The 13,346-nt window shown below is 71.0% G+C and carries 12 protein-coding genes and 1 pseudogene; 4 read left to right on the top strand and 9 right to left on the bottom strand.

The window, feature by feature from the left end:
* Nucleotides 1-78 precede the first annotated feature (78 nt).
* The 5 genes from ACZ7OY_RS15450 to ACZ7OY_RS15430 all read right to left on the bottom strand — a co-directional run bounded on the left by ACZ7OY_RS15450 (nucleotide 79) and on the right by ACZ7OY_RS15430 (nucleotide 5,729).
* On the bottom strand, nucleotides 79-1,242 hold the full coding sequence (locus ACZ7OY_RS15450) for a lysylphosphatidylglycerol synthase transmembrane domain-containing protein (RefSeq protein WP_471911842.1): 1,164 nt from the start codon (nucleotides 1,240-1,242) through the stop codon (nucleotides 79-81).
* Nucleotides 1,239-1,841, bottom strand: a complete 603-nt coding sequence (locus tag ACZ7OY_RS15445) for a hypothetical protein (protein ID WP_471911841.1) — start codon at nucleotides 1,839-1,841, stop codon at nucleotides 1,239-1,241. The genes ACZ7OY_RS15450 and ACZ7OY_RS15445 overlap by 4 nt, the downstream gene beginning before the upstream one ends.
* A gap of 158 nt (nucleotides 1,842-1,999) precedes the next feature.
* On the bottom strand, nucleotides 2,000-2,884 hold the full coding sequence (locus ACZ7OY_RS15440; RefSeq protein WP_471911840.1) for a patatin-like phospholipase family protein: 885 nt from the start codon (nucleotides 2,882-2,884) through the stop codon (nucleotides 2,000-2,002).
* 225 nt (nucleotides 2,885-3,109) lie between these two features.
* A complete protein-coding gene (locus tag ACZ7OY_RS15435; RefSeq protein WP_471911839.1) occupies nucleotides 3,110-4,624 on the bottom strand; it encodes a cellulase family glycosylhydrolase in 1,515 nt (504 codons plus the stop codon).
* 115 nt (nucleotides 4,625-4,739) lie between these two features.
* The gene (locus ACZ7OY_RS15430) at nucleotides 4,740-5,729 is read right to left on the bottom strand and encodes a WD40 repeat domain-containing protein (RefSeq protein WP_471911838.1); all 990 of its coding nucleotides are present in this window, start codon (nucleotides 5,727-5,729) and stop codon (nucleotides 4,740-4,742) included.
* 117 nt (nucleotides 5,730-5,846) lie between these two features.
* Between ACZ7OY_RS15430 and ACZ7OY_RS15425 the strand changes: the two genes are divergently transcribed.
* From ACZ7OY_RS15425 to ACZ7OY_RS15415, 3 genes are all read left to right on the top strand, one after another.
* Nucleotides 5,847-6,524 carry an SGNH/GDSL hydrolase family protein gene (locus ACZ7OY_RS15425; protein ID WP_471911837.1) on the top strand — a complete coding sequence of 226 codons (678 nt, stop codon included), beginning with the start codon at nucleotides 5,847-5,849 and terminating at the stop codon, nucleotides 6,522-6,524.
* Nucleotides 6,525-6,628: 104 nt separating this feature from the next.
* Complete coding sequence (locus tag ACZ7OY_RS15420; RefSeq protein ID WP_471911836.1) at nucleotides 6,629-7,222, top strand: Uma2 family endonuclease; 594 nt, start codon at nucleotides 6,629-6,631, stop codon at nucleotides 7,220-7,222.
* Between the two features lie 44 nt (nucleotides 7,223-7,266).
* Nucleotides 7,267-8,256 (top strand): aldo/keto reductase, encoded by a 990-nt coding sequence (locus tag ACZ7OY_RS15415; RefSeq protein ID WP_471912092.1) that lies wholly within the window; start codon nucleotides 7,267-7,269, stop codon nucleotides 8,254-8,256.
* A 445-nt stretch (nucleotides 8,257-8,701) separates the two neighbouring features.
* On the opposite strand, the pseudogene thpR reads toward ACZ7OY_RS15415, so the two are convergent.
* From thpR to ACZ7OY_RS15400, 3 genes and pseudogenes are all read right to left on the bottom strand, one after another.
* Nucleotides 8,702-9,268: pseudogene (gene thpR, locus ACZ7OY_RS15410) on the bottom strand (RNA 2',3'-cyclic phosphodiesterase); the annotation flags it as partial.
* 229 nt (nucleotides 9,269-9,497) lie between these two features.
* Complete coding sequence (locus ACZ7OY_RS15405; RefSeq protein ID WP_471911835.1) at nucleotides 9,498-10,853, bottom strand: MFS transporter; 1,356 nt, start codon at nucleotides 10,851-10,853, stop codon at nucleotides 9,498-9,500.
* A gap of 60 nt (nucleotides 10,854-10,913) precedes the next feature.
* The gene (locus ACZ7OY_RS15400; protein ID WP_351600183.1) at nucleotides 10,914-11,351 is read right to left on the bottom strand and encodes a MarR family winged helix-turn-helix transcriptional regulator; all 438 of its coding nucleotides are present in this window, start codon (nucleotides 11,349-11,351) and stop codon (nucleotides 10,914-10,916) included.
* 184 nt (nucleotides 11,352-11,535) lie between these two features.
* On the opposite strand from ACZ7OY_RS15400, the gene ACZ7OY_RS15395 reads away from it, so the two are divergent.
* The gene (locus ACZ7OY_RS15395; RefSeq protein ID WP_152894851.1) at nucleotides 11,536-11,718 is read left to right on the top strand and encodes a ribbon-helix-helix protein, CopG family; all 183 of its coding nucleotides are present in this window, start codon (nucleotides 11,536-11,538) and stop codon (nucleotides 11,716-11,718) included.
* Between the two features lie 13 nt (nucleotides 11,719-11,731).
* Here the strand turns inward: ACZ7OY_RS15395 and ACZ7OY_RS15390 are convergent, their stop codons facing one another.
* Nucleotides 11,732-13,183, bottom strand: a complete 1,452-nt coding sequence (locus ACZ7OY_RS15390; protein ID WP_471911834.1) for an NCS2 family permease — start codon at nucleotides 13,181-13,183, stop codon at nucleotides 11,732-11,734.
* Nucleotides 13,184-13,346: the final 163 nt, after the last annotated feature.

Below are 13,346 nucleotides of genomic sequence, written 5' to 3'. Positions count from 1 at the left end.
TGACAGGAGTCCCACCAACGGGTTCTTCACGGTCACGCTCCCAAAGACGAATGATCGTTCTCTTGCGCATCCAGTCTGCTATGGCTGCGAAAAAACGTCAACACGAACATTCGTTTTTCTTTTTCGACGCTCCCTGCCGGGAGTCGCGTCGCCCCGTCGCCGCTGCCGGAGCAGCAGGACCCATCCCGTGACACCGACCAGCCCGGGGGTGATCATCCGGTAGAGGAGATCGACGGCCGTGGCGCCGCTCATGGGCACCCCGCCGTGGTGCAGGGTGAGGACCAGGGCCGCGTCGAGGGTGCCGAACCCGGCGGGCAGCAGCGGCATGGCCGACGCGGCCGATACCCCCGCGACGTAGGCGAGCAGCACCGTGCTCCAGGCGGGCGAGACCCCCACCGCATGGCACACGGTGAGCAGGCAGAAGAAATCGGCGGTCCAGTTGAGCAGGGCGAAGACGAGTCCGCGCACCCAGAATCGGGCCGGCGGGTGGATGGCGGCCAACTCGTCGAGCAGCCGGTCGGCCGACGTCTGCCCCACGGCACCCACGTCCCCCACGGCCCCGGGCCGCAGTCTGCGCCACAGCCGGAACCACGCGCTCAGGGGCCGACGCAGCACGGTGGCGTGGTGGACGAGCGCAAGGGCGGCGCCGGTGAGGGCGCAGGTCGCCGCGATCTGGACGGCGCCCCGGGCGAGCTGCGAGCCGTCCCCCGCGAGCGTCTGGCCGACGCCGGCGAGCGCGACGAGCGCGATCGTGCCCAGCACACCGGTGGCCGCATGCGTGAAGCCGATCTGAGGCGCGCTGGCGCCCCAGGAACGCATACGGCGCGTCCGGTAGGTGATCGAGACCAGGCTGCCGCCGGGCAGGGTCGCGCCGACCGCGTTCCCGGCGAACACCGTGGCGACGGCGGAGCCCAGCCTGACGCGCAGCCCGCCGCTGCCGAGCGCGAGTCGTTGCAGGCGGGCGAACGCCATCATGGAGGCCATCTCGGCGGCAAGGGCCAGCAGGAGCCACGCGGGCCGAAGCCGGGCCAACTCCCCTGCCGCCCTGCGCGCGTGGGGCTCGACCAGCATCCATTCGGCGCCCATCACCGCCACCATGGCGCCGGCGGTCAGCACCGTACGCCGGCGGAAGCGCGGCGAGGACGTGAACTCGTCGCCCTCGCCGGCCCGCTCCGTCCGGGCACCCGCCGCCGCGTCCGGATCGCGGCCACCGTCCGGCCCGGCCTGGCGCGGGCCGCTCATCGCGGTGTCGGCCAGTCGGGAATCAGACGGACCAGACCCTCCAGGTGCACCTGGCACCGCGTGTGCTCCGGGACGGCCAGGTCCCACAGGCCCGCGGGGAACCGCACGTCGACGCGGACGGCCGCGACATGGCCCGGTTCCCTCCCCGCGATCGACGGGAACGGGCCGACGATGTTCAGCCGGGTCAGGGTGACGGCTCCGGTGATGCCGTTCAGCGTGAGCATGGCGGTGAGGGTCCGGCGGGTACCGGTCCGGTCCTGGAGGTGGTTGCGGACCAACCGCAGTTGCCCTCCGGATCCCGCGAGTTGACGCCCCAGGTCCGCCTGGCGCCACCAGGAGCGCCGCGGGCGGCCGGCTGCGTCGCCGTCGGACATCCGAAAGCGCAGCAGACCCCCCGCCGGTTCTTCGGTGTCATCGCTGACGAGGAAGGCCTCCGCAAGGTGCAGCGGCAGACGCGAGGAGCCCTGGCCGCGACGCCGGCTGTCCAGCCAGTTGCTGCCTCCGCGACTCCCGTTGCCGTGTCCTGTGTCCGGTGATGCGGCCCCGATGTCCGGGGGGCCCACCTCGTCCGGGGGCGGGGGCGGGACAGAAAAGATCATGACGAGTCACCTGGGGGAAGCAGTCGGGGCGGTACGGCCGGAGGACGACGGAATCCGACCGGCGCGCCCGATGCCACCGCGACGGGCCGGGTGCGGGCGGACGAGGGGCGCGGAGACCGATGGCGCGCGACGGCGGTGAGGGTGGCCATCAGACGTCCTCACACCGTGGCCGTGGTCTGCCGGGCGAGCCAGTCCTCGGTGAGCCGGTGGCCGGCCTGGACCAGCCGCGGGGTGTCGCGGAAGTCGATGAGGCTTCCCACGGGGGTGAGGGCCGCGGGCAGCCGGAGCACCGATCCGCGGACCGCCGCGAAGTCCCGCCGCTCACGTTCGTCCAGGATCTGGCACACCGCCCGGAAGGCGACGTCCAGGGCCGCGGGCGGCCGGCGGCCGACCTCTTCCGTCACCGCGGCGGGCAGTACGTAGATGGTGCTCGCGCCGAGTGCTTCCGCCTGGAGCACGGGCATGTCCGCCGACACGCCGCCGTCGATGAGGCGGCACCCCCCGACCCGCACCGGCGGGTACAGGCCCGGGAAGGCCGCCGAGGCGAGCAGCGCCGAGACGACATCGCCGTGGGACAGAACGACCGCCGCGCCGGTCTCGAAGTCGGTCGCCACGGCGTGCGCCGGCACGACGGTCTCCTCGATCCGGCCGACGCCGATGCCGGACCGCAGCACCTGCCGCAGCGCCGCGCTGGAGACCGCCGCCTCCCCCCGGCCCAGCAGGGCCCTGACCAGGGTCCGGGGCGATATCGGCGCGACGTGCCGACGCTTGAGGCTCAGCCAGAGCGCTTCCAGCCGGTCGATGCCCTCGACGCTCGGGTCGGCGGCGAAGGCGACGCCGTTGAGCGCGCCGGCCGAGGATCCCACCACGAGATCGGGCCTGATCCCCGCCTGCGTGAGCGCCCGCAACGCGCCGACCTGCGATGCGCACAGACTGCCGCCGCCCTGAAGCACGAACGCCACGGTGCCGGACCGCGCCGGCTCGGCCGCCGCCGACTCGGCCGCCGCAGGCGCGGCCGGCGCAGGCGCGGCCGGCGCAGGCACGACCGGTGCCCCGGCATCCCCTGGAACCTGGCACGGAGCCGTCGCCGACCCACCGGTTTGCACGGTGCCCATGCCGCCTCCTCCCTTTCCGCGAACGATCATTCCGTTTTGCGGTTCCCCATCCTGCGGCACCGATCGAAGCCCGTCAAGACGAACATTCGTTTTCCTTTAGGTGGGAATGAAGGGCGCCCGGCGGACACCGGACGCCCTTGTCTCACACCGCTCTCACACCGCCGTACAGCTCAGGCTCGGCACCGCGCCGCCGCCCGGCGCGCCCCCGAACCCGAAGCTCGCCGAACCGCCCACCGCGACAGCGCCGTTGTGGGCCGCGTTGACGGCGGTCACCGTGCCCCCGCTCTGCGTGTACGAGGCGTTCCACATGTTCGTGACCTGCTGCGAGCCGCTCCAGGTCCACGTCACCTTCCACGAGGTGAGCGCGGTCGTCCCGGTGTTGGTGACCTTGACGTCGGCGTTGAAGCCGCTGCCCCAGTCACTGCTGACGCTGTAGGCGGCGCTGCACGCGGCCGTGGTGCCGCCACCGCCACCCCCGCCACCACCGCCGCCGCCCGCCGGGAAGCCGGGCGCCTTGATGCTCGCGAGATACCCGTCCTTCACCGTGTCCACGGTCGCCCAGTCGTCCTTCAGGATGCCGCCGGTGTCACCGGAGTTGGGGTTCCACGACCAGAACGTCCAGTGGAAGCCGTCGGCGCCGTAGGTGGCGGTCGGCCGCAGATAACTCACCAGCGCCGCCAGCCACTTCTGGTCCACCGTCGACTGGAGCGTCGTACCGAACTCGCCGACCCACACGGGCGCGATGTTCTGCTTGAAGATGTAGCCCCAGTACTTGTCCCAGATACCCGGCATGTTGGCGGGGAACGCCGGGTCGCTGAACCAGCTCTGCTGGGCGACGCTGGTCGCGTAGTCGTGGGCGGAGTACACCACCCGGTTGGGCACGGCGAGTTGCACGGGGTACTGCCCGACGCCCATCAGATTGCCGCCCCACCAGCCGGAGACCCCGTTGAACGACTGCACGCCCTCCACGAAGACCAGCAGGGCGGGATTGACGGACAGCACGGCGTCGCCCGCGCGCTGCGCCGCCAGCCGCCAGTCCGTGGCCTGGTCCCCGCAGCCCCAGCAGGCCGGGTCGTGCGGCTCGTTGTGCAGGTCGATGCCGATGACGGTGTCCTGGCCCGCGTAACGGGACGCCAGCGCCTTCAGGTCGGCGATCCAGGCCGACTCCGGGACGGCCGAGGTGTACCAGAGCGCCGACTGCCCGCCCGAGTCCGGCCGGTGCCGGTCCAGGATGACCTTGAGACCGTCCTGGCCGGCGTACGACACGATCCGGTCCATGACGCCCAGCGAGTTCAGGCCCGCCAGGTCGGCGTTCTTGCCGCCGGAGAAATCGATGCTGTTCGGGACGGTCGTGCTCTTGAAGATGTCGTCGCTGTAGGGGAGGCGGATGGTGTTGTAGCCCAGCGACTTCATCTGGTCGATCATGCTCTTGTAGTCGCGCGACCAGAGGCCGTGCACGACGTAGTTGGCGGTCTCGAAGCCGAACCAGTTGATGCCGGCGATCCGCACCGGCTGTCCGGACGCGTCCAGGATCTGACGGCCGCTGGTGTGCCAGTAACCCGCCCCGGCGGCCGGGGCGGCGGCCGCGTGGGCGGCCTGGACGCCGGCCAGCGGTAACAGGAGCGCCGCGGCGGCGGCACACAGCGCTCTGCGCAGACTGCGGAACATGTCGCTGCTTCCTCTCGTGGGGGAGCGGCTCCGGAACACGTGGGAGCGCTCCCACGACACCGCATCTCCCATGGAAGTAAGAACTCACGCGCCCGTCAAGACGCGTGACGCCACCTCAGTTCCGGCGCAGCAGCCGCCGGACGCCGAACAGCCCGGCGCAGACGGCGGCGACGGCGAGCGCGCCGTAGGTGACACCGCTGCCGCCGGAGCCGCCGCCCGTCGCGGAATCCCCCGGACTGCCGCCGCCGGACGGCTTGTCGGAGCCGGACCCGTTGCCGCCCGACCCCCCGCCGGGCGCGTCCTCCGCCTGCACGGAACTGCCGGCGCCCTCGCTGCCGTACATGAGCTTGGTCCCGTCGGCGGAGTAGGTGACGGACTCCCCCTGGCCCTGCAACGGCACGTTCAGGCGGCCCAGCCGCTCGATCTTCCCGCCGTTCCAGTCGTAGTAGATGCCTCCGAAGTAGCCGCGCACGGCGAGCCGGCTGCCGTCGGGCGAGAAGGCGGCGTCCGTCGCCCAGAGGTCGACCGTGGCGACGGGCTTGAAGATGTTGGCGCCGGAGGGCGACAGCTCGGCCGGGCCCTCGTACAGGTGCCCGCCGTCCTCCTTCTTGTCGATGATGTACACCCGGCCGGTCTTCGGGTGGACGACCAGCGACTCGGCGTTGCGCGCGCCGTCGGAGTACTTCACCACGTACTGCGTGGCCTTGACCGTCTGGTCCTTGAGGACCTTGGGCTCGGGCAGCCGGTAGATCCAGACGTACGGCCAGGTCCCGTCGAGGTTGTCGCCGATGTCGCCGACGTAGATCTGGTTGCCGGGGCCGATGGAGACGGCCTCCACGTCACGCGGTGAACCGATGCCGCTCAGCGTGAGGGTGGCGACCGTCTTTCCGGTGGCGCTGTCCACGGCGTAGAGGTAGGGCCCGTCGTCGCTGTCGTTGTGGGTCCAGTAGATCCCGGGGTGCAGACGGGAGGCGGCCAGGCCGCTGGACTCGGTGATGCGCGGGTCCTTGATGGTGAACCCCTCGTCGCCGCCGGCGGCAAGGGCGGGCGCGGCCAGCACACCCGTGAGCAGGACACCGGCGAGGAGGGCGAACGGTCGACGCATGCCCCAAGACTGCCATCCCGGACCTGGTGCCGCGTCAGCCGAGGCCCGTCGTCCGCGTGGCAGGCCTCACACCCGGCCCGGTCCGCCGACGGCCCGCCGATCGTCCATCATGAGCGGATGCTCAGGTTCATGCCCGTCGGCGACTCCCAGACGATCGGAAGCGCCGGCGAACACACTTGGCGTTACCGGATGTGGCAGCACCTGCGCACGACGTACGGCGGCCCGTTCGCCGTCGTCGGCCCGCGTGAGACGCTCCACGACAAGGCGACGGACGCGCCCACGTCGTACGAGTACGCCGAACCGGACTTCCCGCGCGCGCACCTGGCCGGCTGGGGCGAGGGCTGGCTGCACATGGCCCCGCTGGTCGGCGACGCGGTCCGCGCGCACCGGGTGGACGTCCTGCTGGTCGCCCTCGGCCTGATCGACCTGGGCTTCTACACCAACGCCCGGCAGACGGCGGACAACGTGCGGCTCTTCGTGGCCGAGGCGCGGTCGGCGAACCCCCGGGTGCGGATGGTCGTCCTGCCGGTGATCCCCAACTCCCGCGCGCTGGAGGACCCCGAGTTCGCGGTGGAGGTCGCCGCCTTCAACGAACTCCTGGCCAAGGCGGTCGCCGACCTCGACGGACCCCGCTCGCCCCTGCTGCTGGCCTCGCCGCCGCCCGGGTACGACATCGACCACGACACCTACGACGGCACGCACCCCAACGCGAGCGGCGAACACAAGATCGCGGAGGCCTTCGCGGAGGCGATGCACCAGGGGTGGGGACTGGGCGGGGAGTACGACCGGGGCTGAAGCCCCGGTCCGGCCCACGCCTCCTGCCGTGACCCGGTCACTGTGCGTATCGTTGAACCGCGCGGTCGCACTCGTGCGGAGGGCGGCCGGGGAGGAGCGCCACCATGACCGTCCTGGAAGACAGGATCGAGATCGAGATGGCCGACGACAACGCCGAGCGCCTGGACCAGTGGTTCGAGCGGCTCGCCCGGATGCCCGTCCCCGAGGGTTACAAGGCCGAGATCGTGGGGGGCTGCGTCTTCATGACGCCACAGCGGGACGTCCACTGGGAGACCATTCGCGAGATCCTCTGGGCGCTCGAAGACCGATTCGGAAGGCGCGCGCGGGTGTTCTCGGACGTCCGTATCGACTTCCCCGGCCCCCAGAACGGCTTCTGCCCCGATGTGGCCAAGCTGCGTGAGGGCGCCGCGAAGGACGACGAGGGCCGCTGGCGGTACGAGGACGTCGAGTTCGTCGCCGAGGTCGTCTCCAAGGGGACCGCCCAGAACGACTACGGGCCGAAGAGGACCGCGTACGCACTCGCCGGGGTGCCCGTGTACCTGATCGCCGACCCGTACCAGGGTGCGTGTCATGTGTACACCGAGCCCAAGGAGGGCGACTACGCGTACAAGCTGCGCGTCGGCTACGGAACCGACGTCGACATGACCACGACTCCCCTCGCGCTCACCCTCAGGACCGACGACTTCCCGCGCGACTGATCCCCCTTGCTTGGAGTGCACTCCAGGACGTTGGCTTGGAGACCATGGAGTACACGCAGCTCGGACGCACCGGACTCAAGGTCAGCCGACTCGTCCTCGGCACCATGAACTTCGGCCCCCTGACGGACGAGGCCGACAGTCACACGATCATGGATGCGGCGCTCGACGCCGGTATCAACTTCTTCGACACTGCGAACGTGTACGGCTGGCGCGAGAACAAGGGCCGTACGGAATCGATCATCGGGAACTGGTTCGCCCGGAACGGCGAGCGGCGCGACAAGGTCGTCCTCGCCACCAAGGTCTACGGCAACATGGCCGCCGAGGGCGACGCCTGGCCCAACCACGACAAGCTCTCCGCGCTCAACATCCGGCGGGCGGTCGACGCCAGCCTGAAGCGGCTGCGGACCGACCACATCGACGTCTACCAGTTCCACCACATCGACCGTTCGACCCCCTTCGAGGAGATCTGGCAGGCCGTCGACGTACTGGTGCAGCAGGGGAAGATCCTCTACGTCGGCTCCTCCAACTTCCCCGGCTACAAGATCGCCCAGGCCAACGAGGCCGCCGCCCGCCGCGGCACCATGGGCCTGGTCAGCGAGCAGTGCCTCTACAACCTCGCCGAGCGGCGCGCCGAGATGGAGATCGTCCCGGCCGCGCGGGAGTACGGGCTCGGGGTCATCCCCTGGTCGCCGCTCCAGGGCGGTCTGCTGGGCGGTGTGCTCAAGAAGGAGGCCGAGGGCGGACGCCGTGCCTCCGGCCGGACGGCCGAGGTCCTCGCCGACCCGGCCGGACGCGCGCAGATCCAGGCGTACGAGGATCTGCTCGACAAGCACGGCGTGGAGCCCGGCGAGGCCGCGCTGGCCTGGCTGCTCACCCGGCCGGGGGTGACCGGCCCGATCGTCGGCCCGCGCACCCCCGAGCAGCTCGCCTCGGCGCTGCGTGCCGTCGAGCTGGAGCTGGGCGAGGAGCTGCTGGCGGGTCTCGACGAGATCTTCCCGGGGCCGGGCCCGTCCCCGGAGGCCTTCGCCTGGTAGGCGGCCAGCCTTCGGACCGCTGACGGACGGCCGACGCACAGCCGACGGACGGTCACCGGGGAGCGCCCCGGTGGGCCGGACCGTCGGCCCGGCGGTCACGGCGGGCCGGCCCGGGTCACAGCACCTGGAGGGGCACGGGCTCACCCGGTCCCGGACCCGTGCGGCCGCGGCCCCGCACGGCCGCGCGCTCACCTGCCGAGCGCGGCCGCCACGGCGACGACGACGAACAGCAGCACAAGCACACCGGCCATGATCCGGTTCCGGGTTTTCGGGTCCACGCGTCCGAGCGTAACCGGCCCCGGCGCAAAGCCGTCCGGCGGACCGCCCCGAAGCCGCCCGGCTCCGCTCAGGCCACGTGGCCCCCGTCACTCCCGGCGTCCCCGGCGCTCTCCTCGCTCCCGGCGTCCCCGGCGCTCTCCTCGCTCCCGGCGTCCCCGGTTCGCCGGGCGGAGCCCAGCGGCCAGCGGACGACCGTCTCGTAGCGGGGCTGCTCGCCGGGCACACCCGACTTCGGCAGGTTGCTGCGGACCAGGCACAGGTCCGTCACCGTCCAGGTGTCGCTGGTGAACCCGGCGAGGGCCTCGACGTACGGGCGGGTGTCGATCCCGTCGCGGCTGCGGGCCACCGTGAGATGGGCCTGGTAACGGCGGTGCTCGCCCATGGGCACGCCCGCCTTGCGCGCGGCGGCCTCGCTCCGGTCGGCCAGCAGCCGCAGCGTCTCCAGGTCGCCGGCCGCGCCCGTCCACAGCGCCCGTCCGTGCCCGAACTGTCCGCCGCCGCGCAGCGCCAGCGGGAAGGGGGACGTTCGGTGCGCGGCGCGCTCCAGCCGGGCCGACAGCGCGGGTACGAGGTCGTCGTCGACCTCGCCGTAGAACGCGAGCGTGAAGTGCCAGCCGGGGCGGCCCGTCCAGCGCAGCCCCTGCGCGCCGGGCAGCTTGCGCAGGGTGTCGACCTCGGCGGCCAGTTCGCGGGTGACGTCCTGCGGGGGCAGCACGGCGGCGAAGAGTCTCATGGACGTCACCCTTCCAGGGAACGGACCGTCCGGCGAGCCTCCCGCCCACGCACGTGCGCCCCCCCGCCCGCCCGGGAGGCGCGGAGCCGGTGCCCGGGCGGCCGGGCGGCCGGGCGGCCGAGCAGCCGGGCGGCCCGGCTGCGCATCGCGCCGGAGCCGGTGTCCCGGGGGGAACGCAGAGGCCCGGGGGAACGGTCTCCCCCGGGCCCGGCACCTACGCTGCGGCGGCTCAGACCGCCGCGGCCAGTTCCTCCTGGCGCTCCTTCGGGACGAAGCCCACCCGCGGGTGGCCGTGGTTCCAGCCCACCGCCAGCCGCAGTCCGCCGACGCGGGCCATGACCAGGCCGATGGTGACGGCCGCGACGGCCGAGACGGCACCGCCCGCCGCCAGTCCGGCCCGCACCCCGTAGGTGTCCGTGATCCAGCCGGCGATCGGCGCGCCCACCGGCGAGCCGCCCATGAAGACCATCATGTACAGGGCCATCACCCGGCCGCGCATGGCCGGGTCGGTGGCCATCTGGACGCTGGTGTTGGCGGTGACGTTGACCGTCATGCCGAACATCCCGATCGGGGCCATGAGCAGGGCGAACAGCCACAGGGAGGGGCTGAGGGCGGCGACGATCTCGACCGCGCCGAAGACCACCGCCGCCGCGACCAGCACCCGCATCCGCGCCGTGCCCCGGCGGGCGGCGAGCAGCGCGCCGGCCAGTGAGCCGACCGCCATCAGCGTGTTGAAGAGGCTGTACGATCCCGCCCCCGCGTGGAAGACGTCGTCGGCGAAGGCCGAGAGGTACACGGGGAAGTTGAAGCCGAAGGTGCCGATGAACCCGACCAGGGCGATCGTCCAGATCAGCTCGGGCCGCCCGGCGACGTAGTGCAGGCCCTCGCGCAGCTGGCCCTTGCCGCGCGGGGCGCGCTCGACGACGTGCAGTTCGCGGGCGCGCATCAGCAGCAGTCCGGCGATGGGCGCGACGAAGGACAGGCCGTTGGCGAGGAACGCCCAGCCCGTGCCCACCCCGGTGATCAGCAGACCCGCCACGGCGGGACCGACCAGCCGGGCGGACTGGAAGTTCGCGGAGTTCAGGCTGACCGCGTTCTGCAACTGGTCGCGGCCGACCAGTTCGGTGACGAAGGACTGGCGGGCCGGGTTGTCGACGACCGTGGCGAGGCCGACGGCGAAGGCGGCGAGGTAGACGTGCCAGACCTGGACGTGTCCGGACAGCGTCAGGAAGGCCAGCACGAGCCCGGTGACGGCCATCGCGGACTGGGTGACGAGCAGGGTGCCGCGCTTGGGCAGCCGGTCGACGAGGACGCCGCCGAAGAGGCCGAAGAGCAGCATCGGCAGGAACTGCAGGGCCGTCGTGACGCCGACGGCCGTGGAGGAGCCGGTGAGGCTGAGGACCAGCCAGTCCTGGGCGATGCGCTGCATCCAGGTCCCCGTGTTGGAGACGACCTGGCCGATGAAGAACAGGCGGTAGTTCCTGACCTTCAGTGAGCTGAACATCGAGGACCGGCGGGACCGGCCGGGTGAGCTGTCGTGGATGGTCGGTGCGGGGGCGGAAGGTGCTCCGGATCCCGTACTCAAAAGGATTCGCCTCCTCGTCCGGCCGCCCGTTCGCCTGACGCGCGGCCGGGTTGTGCCGGTCTACAGGTGTGCGAGCTTCTCCAGGACGGGGGCTGCGGCGCGCAGTTTCGCCCACTCGTCGTCGTCGAGGCCGTCGACCAGGGAGGCCAGGAAGGCGTTCCGCTTGCGGCGGCTCTCCTCCAGCATCGCCGTGGCCTGTTCGGTCTGGGTGACGACCTTCTGGCGCCGGTCCTCGGGGTGAGGCTCCAGCCGGACCAGGCCCTTGGCCTCCAGCAGCGCGACGATGCGGGTCATCGACGGCGGCTGGACGTGTTCCTTTCGGGCGAGTTCGCCCGGGGTCGCGCTCCCGCACAGGGACAGGGTGCCCAGCACCGACATCTCGGTCGGGCTGAGCGACTCGTCGACTCGCTGGTGCTTGAGCCGACGGGACAGCCGCATGACTGCGGATCGCAGGGAGTTCACGGCGGCAACATCGTCGCCATGGGTAAGGTCCGACATAGTCTTTAGCGTAACTCATTACTCTCGCTAAATACCAATGGGACACGCGCGGCGCGCGCTCACGACCGCCGGGGCACGCGGGGTGCCCATGACCCGGACGGCTCAACCCGGATATCACTCATACGGGTGATCCATAGGGGGAACATCTCGCGCCACACCGAAGCGTGCGGCGACTCTCGTACGCATGGGGACCAGCGTGCTCAGCCTGCGTGTGGACGGGGAGCTGCTCGAGAGGCTCCGGGAACATGCCGCGAAAAGGGGAATGAGCGTCCAGGACTATGTGGTCCGGACGCTCATTCGCGATGACTTCGACGAGCGGTTCCAGACCGCCGTCGAGGAGACGGAGAAGTTCTACGGGGTCACGTGACGACCCCGCGCCATCAGGTCAGGCCGAGGGCCGGCATCAGGTAGTAGAAGGCGAACACCGCCGAGACGACGTACATCGCGGCCGGGATCTCCTTGGCCCGGCCGGCCGCCAGACGCATCACCACGAAGGTGATGAAGCCCATGCCGATGCCGTTGGTGATCGAGTACGTGAACGGCATCATGACCATCGTGACGAAGGCCGGGATGGCGATCGTGAAGTCGGCCCAGTCGATCTCCTTGACCGAGCCGGCCAGGATCAGGAACCCGACCGCGATCAGAGCCGGGGTGGCCGCCTGGGACGGGACCATCGTGGCGATCGGGGTGAGGAACAGGGCCACGGCGAACAGGGCGCCGGTGACGACGTTCGCGAAGCCGGTGCGGGCGCCCTCGCCGACGCCTGCCGTGGACTCCACGAAGCAGGTGGTGGCCGAGGAGGAGGAGGCGCCGCCCGCGGCGACCGCGATGCCGTCGACGAAGAGGACCTTGTTGATGCCGGGCATCTGACCCTGCGCGTCGGTCAGCTTGGCCTCGTCGCTGATGCCCATGATCGTGCCCATCGCGTCGAAGAAGCACGACAGCAGGACCGTGAAGACGAACAGCACACCGGTCAGCACGCCGACCTTGTCGAAACCGCCGAACAGGCTGAACTTGCCGATCAGACCGAAGTCGGGGGTGGCGACGGGGTTGCCGGGCCACTTCGGCGTCGTCAGACCCCAGGACGGGATCGTCGCGACCGCATCGATGATCATCGCCAGGACGGTCATGGCGACGATCGAGATCAGGATCGCGCCGGGAACCTTGCGCACGATGAGCGCCAGGGTCAGCAGCGTGCCCAGGATGAAGACCAGCACCGGCCAGCCGGTGAGGTGACCGTCGACGCCCAGCGTGAGCGGGACGGTGGTGTGGGCGGCGTCCGGGATCCGGGAGACGAAGCCGGAGTCGACCAGACCGATCAGCATGATGAACAGGCCGATACCGATGGCGATGGCCTTGCGCAGCCCGTAGGGCACGGCGTTCATGACGCGCTCGCGCAGACCGGTGGCGACCAGCAGCATCACGACGAAGCCGGCCAGGACCACCATGCCCATGGCATCCGGCCAGGTCATCCGCGGGGCGAGCTGGAGCGCGACCACGGAGTTCACACCCAGACCCGCGGCGAGCGCGATGGGCACGTTACCGATGACACCCATGAGGAGGGTGGTGAAGGCGGCCGTGACCACGGTCGCCGTGACCAGCTGGCCGTTGTCGAGCTGGTGCCCGTACATGTCCTTCGCGCTGCCCAGAATGATCGGGTTCAGCACGATGATGTAGGCCATCGCGAAGAAGGTGGCGAAACCGCCACGGATCTCCCGGGACAGCGAACTGCCCCGCTCGGAGATCTTGAAGTAGCGGTCGAGAGCGCCGTACGCGGGCGTGCCGCCCGGCTGCTCGGGCGCGGGAACCTTGGCGGGGGCCGAGGTGGACATGCGGGACCTCAGGGGGTGACGGGGGTGGGGAACATGATCGAGCCTCGCCGCTCCCAGGTCACCTTCAGCGTTCCCCCACGATGCTGTTGGTGTTTCCTACGACAAGAAGTGGCCAGGCTCGTACCGTTTCAGTATGAACATATGAAGTCGATTTAGCTATCTC

The organism is Streptomyces sp. NPDC107559 (assembly GCF_055657365.1).
Note: the sequence above shows the minus strand (reverse complement) of the source record. Positions and strands in the feature narration are given on the sequence as shown.

Excerpts from the sequence above, each read along its gene's own strand:
- ACZ7OY_RS15430 (WP_471911838.1), bottom strand. The coding sequence starts at position 5,729 with ATGCGTCGACCGTTCGCCCTCCTCGCCGGTGTCCTGCTCACGGGTGTG.
- ACZ7OY_RS15445 (WP_471911841.1), bottom strand. The coding sequence starts at position 1,841 with ATGATCTTTTCTGTCCCGCCCCCGCCCCCGGACGAGGTGGGCCCCCCG.
- ACZ7OY_RS15450 (WP_471911842.1), bottom strand. The coding sequence starts at position 1,242 with ATGAGCGGCCCGCGCCAGGCCGGGCCGGACGGTGGCCGCGATCCGGAC.
- ACZ7OY_RS15395 (WP_152894851.1), top strand. The coding sequence starts at position 11,536 with ATGGGGACCAGCGTGCTCAGCCTGCGTGTGGACGGGGAGCTGCTCGAG.
- ACZ7OY_RS15390 (WP_471911834.1), bottom strand. The coding sequence starts at position 13,183 with ATGTCCACCTCGGCCCCCGCCAAGGTTCCCGCGCCCGAGCAGCCGGGC.
- ACZ7OY_RS15435 (WP_471911839.1), bottom strand. The coding sequence starts at position 4,624 with ATGTTCCGCAGTCTGCGCAGAGCGCTGTGTGCCGCCGCCGCGGCGCTC.
- ACZ7OY_RS15415 (WP_471912092.1), top strand. The coding sequence starts at position 7,267 with ATGGAGTACACGCAGCTCGGACGCACCGGACTCAAGGTCAGCCGACTC.
- ACZ7OY_RS15425 (WP_471911837.1), top strand. The coding sequence starts at position 5,847 with ATGCTCAGGTTCATGCCCGTCGGCGACTCCCAGACGATCGGAAGCGCC.
- ACZ7OY_RS15420 (WP_471911836.1), top strand. The coding sequence starts at position 6,629 with ATGACCGTCCTGGAAGACAGGATCGAGATCGAGATGGCCGACGACAAC.
- ACZ7OY_RS15400 (WP_351600183.1), bottom strand. The coding sequence starts at position 11,351 with ATGTCGGACCTTACCCATGGCGACGATGTTGCCGCCGTGAACTCCCTG.